Raw genomic sequence first — 13,415 nt, 5'->3', positions numbered from 1 at the left:
CAAAGATATTAATCAGCAAAGAGTCTAAGATTATTTTATTATGGTTGTGCTACCGGACATGATATAATTCCTCATGCGATACCAAAGAAAGCGGGAACCACAAAGCGGAACGAAGATGGTTGCCAAGGGCATCGTAATAGCTCTCCACTAACAGAAATTTTCGACCGAATAACTAACCTAAGAATATCGGATCGATGCAGAACAAATGACAATTTCCAAAAAAGTAGCAGATATCCTGTTGACAGTAGCAGAGAGGTACTTAGCCTCTCTGACAGAGGCAGAACGAAATCAAATTTTGAGTCGTACAGAGAAGAATTGTGTTCCCCCTACCAGCGAACAAAGCACTTCCTCGACTAATTCGTGAAAGATTGCAGTTAGTTCTTCCCTAGTGACAACCTTCCAAAACCCCTCACTCATGGCAATGCCACGCAAAACTTGGCTTCTGCTGGCATCGGCAACTACATTTAGCTCTGAGGCTTTGATTAAACTTTCTAATTTTTGTTGTTTAATAGCGATCGTGCTGTGAAAATCGGGGTCATTTAGTTGCTTCAGCTTGATAATTTGCTGTTGCAACTCTATTACTTCAACTAGCACTACCTCCGTGCTTTCCACTGGCATCTGCTCGGCTATGGTTTCTGCTTTTTCCTTTAATGCTTGAATTGCCACATCGATCGCAACTTCTAAGCGAAAATAAGTTCTGACGCTACATTTTTTCGGTTGACTCGGTTTTGGATAAGCACCTGGGCACTTTAAGTATTCGTAGATTTTGCCATTGATTTGTGAAGATCGCTTTTCCATTGTCGAACCGCACTGAGCGCATTTACACAAGCCTACCAACGGATTTGTGATATATTTACGTCTACCACAGGGATGGGTAGATAAAATTTGGATGATTTGCTGATGTTGGGCGATCGATATAATCCCCTCATGGTCTGATTCTAGAATTAATCTTTTCTCCGAGTCGAATGGGTAATAGCAAATCATTCCACATAATTGGGGGTTTTCTAGCCATCGACGAAATGCAGACACATCTCTGGGAAAATCTTCAAATTTATACTTGCCAACCCGCTCTAACCCATATTTCTGCGTTAGTCTTCTAATAGTTTGCGATAATTCCCCCGACTCAATAAACATGGACACACATTCACGAGCAATATCTGCATGGGTTTTATTGGTATTCCGATATTGCTTAGTATTGGGAATCACACTATCCCCATCTTTGATGAAACCAAATATAGCTTGGTAAATCTTCCTTTTCTCTTGAAAATACCGATGTCCTTGGGTAGCGTTGTATTTATTTTTATCCCGAACCTGTGCAGACATCGCTGCTAATATCCGACTGGTAAATAACCCCTCTGGTGTTTCTAAGTCGAAACTGCCACCTTCGAGAAATACCAACTCCACCCCAAATGCTTGTAACTCCTGACGGGCAACTTCCCAGCCCAAAGCCGATCGCGTGAATCTGTCAAAACATGGCACGATAATTTGATCGATTTGGCGCGATCGCACCAATTCCAACACCCGATTATATCCTTTACGCTTCTCGCTAGCACCCGATTCAATATCCCAATGGATTTGTTCATCATTTAAACCATATTGCTTTAATCTGTCGATATAACGTTCCAACCCATGTCCCTCTGTATGCTGTCTTTGGGTGGAAACTCGACAATAACCCAATGCTCTTGATAAATCCCGCATCACAAGTGCAAAAAGACGATTTCCCAATCATAGTACATGTTTGAGATATATTTGGTTGTAGTTAGCGAAACCACCGCATACAACGTCACCTAATACGTCGTAAGATACGAAGTCGAGGTCTTGGTAAGCGCCATTTTCTTCGAGGAAGTTAATCGCGGTGATAATACCACGACCTGCACAACCTACACCGGGTTCTGGACCACCAGATTCTACGCACTTAACGCCACGGAAACCAGTAAGCATGACTTCTTCGAGTTCGAGGTCTTCTACTGCACCGCGTTCAGCAGCCAAGTGCAATACGGTGGTTTGTGCCTTCGAGTGAAGCATTAAACGGGTTGAGTGGTATTGTGAATATAGACAGTAGCACAAATAAAAATGAAGATAGGTTATGTAAGGGTTTCAACCATCGAGCAATCGGAAACTGACGCTTTGAATCAACAAACCGAACGGGTAAAACGTGCGGGAGCTATTTTAATTTTTTCAGATGTGGAATCGGGACGGAAGGACTCGCGCACCCAATTTAATCAGATGCTGGAATTGTGCAAGAAAGGTGGGGTGACAGAGGTAATCATCACCCGCATCGATCGCTTGGCTCGGAGCGTCATCACTGCCCATAAAACCCTGAAAACATTTGAGGCTTTGGGCATCAAGTTAAATATTTTAGATGCACCTATTGATGATGTTTCCAGTCCCTTTGGATGGTTTAGCGCCTCTCAAATGTCCCAATTAGCCGAGTTTGAAAGTCGGTTGCTGTCGAGTCGAATTAAGCATGGGATGGCATATTTTCGAGAGCAGAAAAAAGCAGCACCAAAACCACCATTTGGTTTTATTCGGGTAAATGAGAAATACGCACCCGATCCGGAAAATTGGGACAAGGCGATCGCAATCATTAATTTCTTTCTTACCGATAATGCCACATTGCGGAGTACCGCAAATTATGCTCTGTCGGAGTTTGGAAAAAAAATAACTCTCCCAGGATTGCGCTACTGGATGAGCAACCCTGTATTGCGAGGACACACTGCCTACGGAATGCGAGAAAATCTCCATCATCCCGAAAAATGGGAAATTCACCACAACACCCATACCCCGATGATTTCCGAGGCGACATATCGAAATATACAGCGACGTTTGCAAGAAAATAGAACGCGATTTGCATATGGGGTAAATAAAGAGGTCAAAGAACCATTACCCCTCCAGGGACAATTAATCTGCGGTTGTTGCGGTTATAAATGCTTTATTCTCAAACGCCAATGGGCAACTTACCGGGTACGATGCAAGCAACATGACATCCAAGGCAATTCTTTTTGTGCCAATGCTCAAGCTACATACTTACCAGATATTATGGCATCGGTGGATGATGCTCTGACCAAGCGGATGCAGGAAATAGCCATTCTGGCAACTGCCGCAGTTGAAAACGAGCGGGAACTTCCAGAGGTTATCGACTTGAGGCAACAATTGCAAAATCTCAAATCTATGCCTGAAAATGAAATTATCAAGGCTGCGATCGCCCAAACAACCACGGAAATCGAACGACTCAGACAGCAACAAGCCACCCAAACAGCGTTCGATGCCGATTTGGTGGATTCACTCACGGCAACTTTTGCCGATCTCAAATATTGGGAAAATTTGCCCAACTCCGACAAGCGCAAGGTGTATTTAGAGTTGGTGGAAAAGGTTATCGTTGCTAACGGGAAGATTTTGACCATTTTTTTGCGGGTCTGACTTGGAAATTTGAGAACTCGATGCCCTGGGGGAACTATCTTGTGAACAAAGTTCTCCCAGGCGTTTCTGAAATTCAACCTCACTTAATGGCATCAATTCCTTAATCTCAGGAGATGACAAGTCCTTAATTTGATGAAATCGTAGCGCGGTTCTCAAAAGGATTTGGGGTACTGTTTCTTGCTGCATCATATTTCTGTGGCGTTCTGATTCCAGGTTAATTGGTCGCCTGAGAATTTCTGTTAGCAGCGATCGCTTTTCTTTGTTCCGAAACTCACAATTTATTGTTTTCAGTACGGTTCAGAGGCGCTATGGACACTACACATTCGCAATTTTGAAGCGATCGCATGATTCATGCTTTGATTCAGAAACGCCCAAAATTTACAGGGGGAAGTACCAATAATTGAGGCGATCGCACGTAGTCTCATGGTCAGTATCCGCCAACTCCAAAGGGAATTGCAAGCCGAGAATACATCCTACCAGCAAATTCTGGATAAAACTCGCAAGGAACTAGCCCTACAGTATTTAAATAATCTGGAAATATCGATTCATGATGTTGCATTTCTCCTGGGTTTTTCCGAACCGAGTGCTTTCAAACGTTGGACAGGACAAACACCAAAAAATTATCGATCTTCATCACTTGCTTATGAAAATCCATCAGTTTTTTAAGTAATTATACGGAAGTGCTTTTGCGGATATTAGTTTTAAATAATGTGATTATCAATCACACGCTGTTTTTTGGTGTTAACCCTTGCAATCAGTCGATGCTAGCAATTATTGGTACTGGAAATTGAGAACAATAATTTTTGTAGTGTTAAGTGGGATGTTAATTTTTGCGGGGAAGGGTGCGTTAGCGAACCTTGCCGAAGGTATCGCTCAAGTTACCCCCGACAATATTACCCCAGATACCACTCTTGGTATTGAAAGCTCGCAAATCCAACCATTAAATCCTCAAGTTGACAAGATTGATGGTGGAGCGATTCGCGGTGTTAATCTTTTCCACAGTTTTACAGAATTTAATATTGGTGAAGGACGAGGAGCTTATTTTACCAATCCGGCTGGAATTGAGAATATTATTAACCGAGTCACGGGAAGAAATTCTTCGCAGATATTTGGAATCTTGGGTGTATCGGGAAACGCTAATTTGTTTTTGATTAATCCCAATGGAATTGTTTTTGGGGCAAATGCGAAGTTGGATGTTAATGGTTCGTTTGTAGCGAGTACAGCAAGTGGTATCATCTTTGCAGACGGAATCACATTTAGTGCTGTTAACCCGCAAGCACCACCTTTATTAACGATTAAAATTCCAATTGGCTTGCAATTTGAGGATATACCAGGAGCAATTAGTTTACAAAATGCTCGGTTGCAAATGCTACCAGGTAAAAATTTAGCTCTAGTGGGTGGCAATGTCAGCTTGGATGGTGCAACGATAATTGCATCTGGTGGTCGTGTAGAGTTGGGTGGATTACAGAAAGCTGGTATAGTAGCCATCGAACCTAATGGTAGTTTTCAATATCCTTTAGGTATACAACGGGGTGATGTTTCCCTGAATGATGGTTCTGAGGTGAATGTGCGAGCCACGAGAGGTGGAGATATTATTGTCAATACCAGAAATTTGAATATTTTGGGGGACAGTAGGTTTAGGGCAGGGATTGCATCTGGACTTGGCTCTGTTAATAGTAAAGCGGGAAATATTGATGTTGACGCAACAGGGGAAATAACTATAAGTGGTGGTGATAGTTTTATTTCCAATTCAGTAATGGCTAATGCCAGGGGGAAAGCTGGTGATATTAATATTCAAGCTGGTTCGTTGATTGTCGATCGAGGTGGTTCTGTATTTGCTGCGACTTACGGTGAAGGGGATGTGGGCAATGTGAATATCAATGTTAGCGATCGCATCTTGTTTGATGGAGTCTCGGATAGTGGTTTCAATAGTGGCGCTTTTAATCGTGTTGAAACTAATGGCACTGGGAAAGCGGGTAATCTCAATATTGTCGCAAAATCGCTTACCGTGACTAACGGTGCCCAATTAGAAGCTAGCACCTATGGGAAAGGAGATGCAGGTAATATTAACGTTCGTAGCGATACGGTGATATTTGATGGAGATGCTCCAGATTTAAGAAAAGTTCAAAGTTTTATCTTTTCCAGTGGTGCATACAGTCGAGCCGAGCCTGGTTCAGTAGGAAATTCTGGGAACATAAATATCGTTGCCACAACCCTCAAAGCTACTAATGGTGGACTAATTACCACTAGTACCGACGCGAAGGGAAATGCGGGAAATGTCAATATTAAGGCTCATGATATTGTCTTTGACGGTGAAGGTAAATATAACAGTACACCAGGATTTGGATTCTCTGCATCCAGTGGTGCGTATAGCAATGTTAGAAGAAGAGGACAAGGGAATAGTAAAGGTATTACAATCAACACAAATACTCTAACTTTGGGTAGGGGAGCAGTCGTTCATGTAACGACTCGCGGACAAGGAGATGGAGGAGATATTTTAATTAATGCGGTAGACACAGTGACTTTAGCTGGTTATGGCGTTCATGGATATTCAAGTGGACTCTATAGTAATACCGAACCAGCGTCAACTGGTAAAGGTGGAGTAATTACAGTTAATACCGGTAATCTCAAAATCCAAGATGGAGCAGTCATTAATGTCATCACGGAAAATGCCTATAACGGAGGCACTGTTAATGTTAATGCTGCTAATTTAGAAATAGCGACTGGAGGACAAATAGTTACCGCTACACGTAACCAAGGTAATGCTGGTGATATTAAACTTAACCTCTCAAATCAAGTTACTCTTTCGGGTAGTGACCCTATATTTAATCAGCGTGCGTTAGGAATTTTGAAACTTGGTGTAGATATTATTACAAATCAAGGTGCCGCTAGTGGACTACTCGCAAGCACAGATACGAAAGCAACAGGAAATGGAGGTAATATATATGTCACGACACCGAATTTATTTATAAAAGATAAGTCTTCGATTAGCGTTAGTAGTCAAGGTTCTGGTATTGCAGGTAATATTCAAGTTTCAGCCAATAATATTAGTCTGCAAAATGAAGGTGCGATCGCCGCAGAAACGCGATCTGCTAATGGGGGAAATATTCAATTACAGGTACAGGATTTACTTTTGATGCGTCAAAATAGTTTGATATCCACCACTGCGGGGACTGGACAGGCTCCTGGAAATGGTGGCAACATCAAAGTTGATGCGAGAAATGGCTTTATTGTTGCAGTCTCTCAAGAAAATAACGATATTATTGCTAATGCTTTTGAGGGCAAGGGTGGTTTTATTGATATTAATACTTTTGGAGTTTTTGGGTTTACCAAGAACGCACAACTCACTCCCAAAAGTGATATTACGGCATTTTCCCAAACGAATCCTTTGTTAAATGGTGTGATTGAAATTAATACACTAGAGATTGATCCAACTCAAGGATTGATGAATTTACCAAGCGTTCCCCGTAGCGTTGGAATTAGTGAAGGTTGTCAAGCAAGTTCAATAAATGGGGAAAATGTGCGATTTGTCAATAGAGGGCATGGAGGAGTTGTATCGCGTCCAGAAGAACCTCTGAATCCGGAAATATTTATTGCAGGTTGGGTTGATTTGGATGGAGAAAATAAGTTGAACTCGAATCTCCTAGATGAGAGTTTTATGCAAAGAGAACTTGCTGAGAGATTTATTTTTCCGGCAAGTTACCCTACGGAAACTCTAAAAGTAAGCGGAAGACGCAAAGACGTGGAGAGCAAAAATCAGAATTGTCAAGGGAGATAAGTTAAGAACAGTTAGTTTTCGGTGCCATTTTGCCAATTCCTAGAGCTTTTCTTACCGTTGTCAACTATTATACAAATGCTTAATTAATGCTTCAATCAGAAAGGGTATCTGCTGAATGAAAATCTTACACAGAGGAGGGAAAAAAAAGTTTATCAGATTTATCCTCATAGTCATACTGTTTGCATTTACGACATCCCAGGTATTTGCCCAAACACTTCCACGACGAAGCAATCAAGTTACATCAGATATTCAAAGTTTAGTAAATCAAGGACGTGAGGCATATAATTTAGGGCGTTATCAGGAAGCTGTTAATTTATTAGAGCAAGGTTTCAAGTTGACTGCCAACAATTATGACAAGCCCACTCAATCTGTGATTTTGAGTAATTTATCTTTAGCCTATCAGCAACTTGGTGATTGGGAAACAGCACAAAAGCAGATTGCAGCGAGTTTGAAACTTTTAGAAAACTCCCAATCTTCTAAAATATATGCCCAATCTTTAGATATTCAAAGTCGTCTCTGGTATATGCATGGGAAACCAGAAACTGCATTAAAAAGCCTACAACAATCCGCAGCCATCTATACAAATTTAGGAGATGAAGTCGGAAAAATTGCCAATACCATCAACCAAGTCCAAGTCCTACAAGCATTGGGATTGCAGCAACAAGCATATAAACAAATCGAACAAATTCAGCAAAAATTGTCGACAATTTCCGACTCAACCGTGAAAATTCAAGGATATTTGAGTTTGGGTAGTGTGCTGCGTGCAATTGGTGATTTGAAGCGATCGCACTCTGTCTTAAGTCAGAGTTTAGCATTGGCTGACAATTTACCACCATCAACTATTAATCATAATATCAAAAATGCCACACTGCTAAGTTTAGCCAATACCCTGGTGGTGAAAGGAAACTTAGAGCGCGATTCCCTGCGGGATAGCTCCGCTTACCGCATTAGTGAAAAGGAACGTGATTATGGTAACACTCCTTGGCAATGCCAACAACAACTTCCCAACACAGCATTAAAATCATACGGAGATGCAGCGATAAAATATCAGCAGGTATTAGCAGCTACACCATCGTCACCATCAACACATCTGCAAACACAGGTTAATTACTTGAGCTTATTGGTAAAAACTGGTGAATTTTCGACAGCGCAGGAATTCTGGCAGAAAATCAAACTTTCCGAATTGCCAAATAGTCGTCAGTCGGTATATGCACATATCAATATTGCCAAAAATCTAGCTTGTATTGCTCAAAATTTCCCAAATCAGCAGCAAGAAGAAAATTTTACCAACTCTATTGATAACTTACTCATATCAGCAATTGAAAATGCTAACCAACTCCACGATACCCGTGCTTTGGCTTACGCAATTGGGAATCGTGCTGGATTCTATGAATATTTAGCTACTCAACAGAGAAACTCCCCATATCTCCAAACCAGCCAAAAGCTGACACAAAAAGCATTACTCCTCACCCAAAGCATCACTGCACCAGACATTGCTTACCAATGGGAATGGCAAATGGGGAGAATTTTTGCAGCACAGGGAAACAACAAAGAAGCGGTGAAATATTATAAAGCTGCTGTAGAAAGCCTGAATATTGTCCGCAGTGATTTATTATCAATCAACTCAGATGTCCAATTTTCCTACCGTGATAACGTCGAACCCGTATATCGAGGGTTGGTTGATTTACTTTTACGTTTTCCAGCCCAAGCATCCAACGATAATCTTACCCAAGCAATAGAGAACATTGACGCACTCCAGCTTGCCGAATTGCAGAATTTTTTAAAATGTAATCTGGGGCAATTATTACCAATTTCGCGGAAAACAAACAATAATCCCAACAAAAATATAGATACCAACACCGCATTTATCTATCCCATCATCCTCGAAGATAGATTAGAAGTTATCTATAAATTGCCAGGAGAACGCTTAGAACACCATACCCAGCAAATCAAACGTAGAGAAGTTCAACAAACAATCCAACATCTGCGAAGCGCAATATTTAGCCGCAACGTCAGCAAAATTCGCGAAAAATCCCAGGAGCTATATAGTTGGTTAATCGCACCCCTAGAACCATATCTCCAACAACAAGCTGATATTAAAACTAATATTAAAAGCTTAGTATTTACCTTAGATGGCGAGTTACGTAACATCCCAATGGGATTATTATATGACAAAACCAAAAACGAATATTTAGTTCAGAAAGATTATGCGATCGCATTACTTCCCAACTCCCAATTATTTAACCTAAATCCTCAAACCACTGGGAAATTCAGAGTTTTAGCCGCAGGAATCAGCGAAAAACAAGAGAATATAGCTGAAACCACAGGCATTTTTAACCAACTCAACATCGACGAACTGCAACAAATTGCCAAACTAGTACCAAGTAAATTGCTAATAAACGAGCAATTCACCCAAGATAATCTATCTAAGCAAATGCGAACCGGAGAATTTTCGGTAGTTCACATTGCTACCCACGGAAACTTCAGTTCCAACCCCGAAGAAACATATCTACTTGCCTACAAACAACTAATTAAAGCCAGAGATTTAGATAACTTGCTGCGGAATAATCAAGTCAATTCCAACACTATTAAATTACTGGTACTGAGTGCCTGTAAAACAGCAGAAGGCGACAATCGCGCCGTCTTAGGCTTTGCGGGGTTGGCATTACGAGCAGGTGCTAACAGTACCTTGTCAACATTGTGGCAAGTAAACGACGATTCAGCCTCTAAGCTCATGGTGCAATTTTATACTGAGTTGAAGAAAAGCGGAGTTAGTAAAGCTGAAGCATTACATCGCGCCCAAAAGGCACTGATGGCGCAACCAGAATATCAAAACCCATATTTTTGGGCAGCTTATACATTAGTCGGGAATTGGTTTTGAGTCATAAATTATGGTTCTATAGAATTAGGATTTAACTCACTAAAATTATTAATTTTCACCTCCCCATCCGCTGCACTTAAAGATATTAATAGACTGGCATTAAATATCAACATTAGGAATACATTGGGAACACTTTAAGTGAAATATGAGGGTAGTGAAAGTCAGACTTAAAAAAAAGGCTATAAATTCATAGATATCTACTCAAATATGAATGTGAATTTAAACTTATAAAGCATCAATTCATCTTTAAAAACTCTTCATTGGAATTCACATTTTTTCAATTGCAAAATTTGTAAAAATCAATTAACTTTGACTTATCGGGCAACAATGAATCTTCTCGAAATTTGAAAACAATTTGCCTGAATTTATCTGGACTTAAAATCACTTATCAAAGAGTTTGATCTATCTACTATGCCTATAAACTGCAATCATCAAACCAAGTCAAAGCAATTAATAAATTCACTTTTTTTCATACTACCTTTAGCATTTATATTAGCTGGACAAAAAGCTTCTTTTGCTGCTGATTGGATGTATGCTCGTGATGCTGTAGGCGATTATCTGAGTTCGAGTACTGCTCGTGATTATGACATTTTCGGAATTGGGATTAAAGATGATGGTGATAATGTATTTGTTGGTATCAACTCCAATATGAGTCGAGATGGTTACAATGTTTCCCAAAGAATCTGTAGTGGAGGGCAATGTTATAACATATCAAATGGTAATATCGGTTGGGGTGACTTATTCTTCGACTTTTCTGGTAATCGTGAATTTGGTACTTCTAACGATAATCGGCAGCTATTTGGTGTGAGATTTGCACCTGGAAATGATTCCAAAGTTGGACTTGGTATTTACAACAATGTGTATGGTGTTGGAGTTCAGGGTCAAAACGCAGGTTATCTGAATTTTGGTCGTCACTACAATTCCCTACCAACTCAACAGCAAAAGCAAACAACTAATGTTGGAGATTTAGCTTGGAATGACTCCTACTGGGGTAGTCGCTACACATATTCTGGGAATAGAGAAGCAGTCCCTAATGTTATTGCTTTAGGCGATCGCATTGGTGATGTTGAGCTTTTAGATAGCAACTCGCTATATGCAGCAGGGTTTGGTCAAGGTCTGTTCCAAGGTTCTCAGCTATTTGGCTTTAAGTTCTCTCGATCTCTTTTGCCAAGCGGTAATTTTATAGCTAGCTTATTTGAAGAGTGTTTAAATGATGCGATCGCGCTACGAGGTCGCTTTGATGTTCCTATACCTAAAATTGTGACACCTCCACAGCCTCCAGTCACATTACCACCAATTGAATCTGTACCTGAACCATCTGCGATCGCTGGTTTGATAATGGTTGCATTGCTTGGAGGAAAGCGAGTTTTGCGATTAAAACGTATTTAATTATAAGTAACTCAATTCAGCCAAATTTATAGTAGGGTAGACATAATATCTACCCTACTATTTCAATTTTAATTAGATAATCCTACTCTTGATGTGGAGCGTTCACACTACCGACTAAGTGGTTGTTGAAAATTAATTACACATGACCATTATGGGCAGAGTTTAGCATTTGCAATGATTTGAAATTTTCAGAATGTAACATTAAAACAATTCGCAATTCGCAGTACCCTGCGAGTGATCATGCTACGCAATTATGTTTTGTAACGGGGATTTAACCCCGACACAAAACACGCTGAAACGATAGTTGCAGGGGAATTAGACCTCCCAATGAAAGTTAAAAATTATTGTTTTCAAAATTCGGTTTGTAAAGATTGCTCTTGAGATTTTACACCTTCCTCATATCCACCTGCATAGGTAATTACGCAGACAGTTCTGTATACCGAATGGTCGCCGATCGCAACTCCTGCAATCTTAAAATCAGGATTGAACATAGTTTTTCTGTGACCGCGATGAGGTACACCATCATCAATTATCAGTTGCATGACGATACTGTCTGCCGTGGTGTAACCATAGGCTATATTTTCTCCTGCGATCGCTCTCCACTTTCCATAGCGTCCAATGCGAATAAAAGGGTCACTTTTATCGCTTCCATAATGACCGAATAAGCCGTTTTCACCTTGGTCTTTTGCATGGTCTCTCGCTCCTAAAGACATTCCTTGTGAAGGAGAAAGTTCACTAACTGGAGCTTGTTGTTTCAAAAATTCAATCGCTTCGTTAACAACAGCGATACCTTCTTTTGTTATCATGACTTGACGTTTGCCAACTCGAACCCTATTTCCTTGGAAGCGTGTTTTATACTCTTCCATGAGTGGAATATAGGAGTTCGGGTTTCTTCTCACTTTATTCATTTCTACAATTACCTCTTTTTCCAATTGGGATAGGTAATTGGCATGGGACAAAGCTAATAATTCGGAGTTATTATCTGTTGTTGCAACTGGATTAACTTCAGCATTCGGTTCAGCTAGAGACTGAGCATTTGCGTATTTTAATTGTAGATGATTACAGAAAGAGATCGTGATGATGGATGCTAAAGCAACAGGAAAAAAATTAAATTTATGCATCTTATAAAAAGTAAAAAGGTTTTAAATTATTTTCGACAGTAAATCTGGTCAAGAGTCTGGGTGGAGATACAATATATGCATCTCCACGGAGTTCGAGCTATTTGATTTTTGGAGATTACAGGTAGGTTAAATTATTGGCTCGATCAATAAATAGCGATCGCACATCTCCCATAAATTTGGCAATGAGCAAATAGCAAATTATTATCTTGGACTGCCAAAAACTTGTACCCAAACATGCCCGTATTTATACGATGAATTTTTAACGTAACCGAAGCCTATTTCCGTATAATTAGCACTGAGAATATTTTCTCGATGTCCAGAGCTATTCATCCATTGACGGATAGTTTCCTCCGGTGTAGTGTTTCCTGCTGCAATATTTTCTCCTATATAGCTAGAGGAATAACCACGTTTTTTTGCTCTTTGTGCTGGTTGAGAACCGTTAGAACCTGCGTGGTCGAAAAAATTGTTTCTAACCATATCTTCTGCATGATCTTGTGCTGCTTGACCTAATGTAGAAGAGAATCTCAAAGGAGGTAATCCTGCTTTCTGTCGTTCGGCATTTGTTAGTTCGAGTAGTGCGGAATTATATTCACTTTGGTTTTGGGTAGTAGGTTGTTTCTGTTGAATAGATGGAGGTTTTGGTTTACGTCTTCTGCGAAAAAAGAATGCTTGAGCATCTTGAGTCAGAGGACTAAAAAAGCTAATCGCATGAATAGCAGTACCGACAGACGAGATTATAATTACAGTAGTCAGTACGGAAACAATTTTTTTTGAGTTCATATTTTCAATTTTTATGTGCTAACAATTTTTTCGAGGTGAGAATTTT

General features: G+C 40.2%; 9 protein-coding genes and 1 pseudogene. 5 read left to right on the top strand and 5 right to left on the bottom strand.

What is annotated here, in order from left to right:
* Positions 1 to 288 precede the first annotated feature (288 nt).
* Positions 289 to 1,725 carry a fdxN element excision recombinase XisF gene (gene xisF, locus VB733_RS18290; RefSeq protein ID WP_323341492.1) on the bottom strand — a complete coding sequence of 479 codons (1,437 nt, stop codon included), beginning with the start codon at positions 1,723 to 1,725 and terminating at the stop codon, positions 289 to 291.
* Positions 1,726 to 1,761: 36 nt separating this feature from the next.
* Positions 1,762 to 2,037 (bottom strand): annotated as a pseudogene (gene nifH / locus VB733_RS18285) (nitrogenase reductase); the annotation flags it as partial.
* Positions 2,038 to 2,073: 36 nt separating this feature from the next.
* Here nifH and xisF (VB733_RS18280) point away from each other — a divergent pair.
* Complete coding sequence (xisF, locus tag VB733_RS18280) at positions 2,074 to 3,420, top strand: fdxN element excision recombinase XisF (RefSeq protein WP_323341491.1); 1,347 nt, start codon at positions 2,074 to 2,076, stop codon at positions 3,418 to 3,420.
* 287 nt (positions 3,421 to 3,707) lie between these two features.
* Here the strand turns inward: xisF (VB733_RS18280) and VB733_RS18275 are convergent, their stop codons facing one another.
* On the bottom strand, positions 3,708 to 3,845 hold the full coding sequence (locus tag VB733_RS18275; protein ID WP_323341490.1) for a hypothetical protein: 138 nt from the start codon (positions 3,843 to 3,845) through the stop codon (positions 3,708 to 3,710).
* On the opposite strand from VB733_RS18275, the gene VB733_RS18270 reads away from it, so the two are divergent.
* From VB733_RS18270 to VB733_RS18255, 4 genes are all read left to right on the top strand, one after another.
* On the top strand, positions 3,844 to 4,086 hold the full coding sequence (locus VB733_RS18270) for a helix-turn-helix transcriptional regulator (RefSeq protein ID WP_323341489.1): 243 nt from the start codon (positions 3,844 to 3,846) through the stop codon (positions 4,084 to 4,086). The two genes, VB733_RS18275 and VB733_RS18270, sit on opposite strands and share 2 nt — an antisense overlap.
* A 154-nt stretch (positions 4,087 to 4,240) precedes the next feature.
* Positions 4,241 to 7,198, top strand: coding sequence for an S-layer family protein (locus VB733_RS18265; protein ID WP_323341488.1), 2,958 nt, complete (start codon positions 4,241 to 4,243; stop codon positions 7,196 to 7,198).
* A gap of 115 nt (positions 7,199 to 7,313) precedes the next feature.
* Entirely contained in the window at positions 7,314 to 10,079 is a 2,766-nt protein-coding gene (locus VB733_RS18260; RefSeq protein ID WP_323341487.1) for a CHAT domain-containing protein, read from the top strand.
* Positions 10,080 to 10,490: 411 nt separating this feature from the next.
* Positions 10,491 to 11,468 carry an XDD3 family exosortase-dependent surface protein gene (locus VB733_RS18255; RefSeq protein WP_323341486.1) on the top strand — a complete coding sequence of 326 codons (978 nt, stop codon included), beginning with the start codon at positions 10,491 to 10,493 and terminating at the stop codon, positions 11,466 to 11,468.
* Between the two features lie 350 nt (positions 11,469 to 11,818).
* On the opposite strand, the gene VB733_RS18250 is transcribed toward VB733_RS18255, so the two are convergent.
* Together VB733_RS18250 and VB733_RS18245 are read right to left on the bottom strand one after the other, a co-directional pair.
* On the bottom strand, positions 11,819 to 12,589 hold the full coding sequence (locus tag VB733_RS18250) for a CAP domain-containing protein (protein WP_323341485.1): 771 nt from the start codon (positions 12,587 to 12,589) through the stop codon (positions 11,819 to 11,821).
* Positions 12,590 to 12,790: 201 nt separating this feature from the next.
* On the bottom strand, positions 12,791 to 13,369 hold the full coding sequence (locus VB733_RS18245) for a CAP domain-containing protein (protein ID WP_323341484.1): 579 nt from the start codon (positions 13,367 to 13,369) through the stop codon (positions 12,791 to 12,793).
* Between the last annotated feature and the right edge of the window lie 46 nt (positions 13,370 to 13,415).

The sequence above is a fragment of the Calothrix sp. UHCC 0171 genome (genome assembly GCF_034931845.1).
Lineage (GTDB): Bacteria > Cyanobacteriota > Cyanobacteriia > Cyanobacteriales > Nostocaceae > Brunnivagina.
Note: the sequence above shows the minus strand (reverse complement) of the source record. Positions and strands in the feature narration are given on the sequence as shown.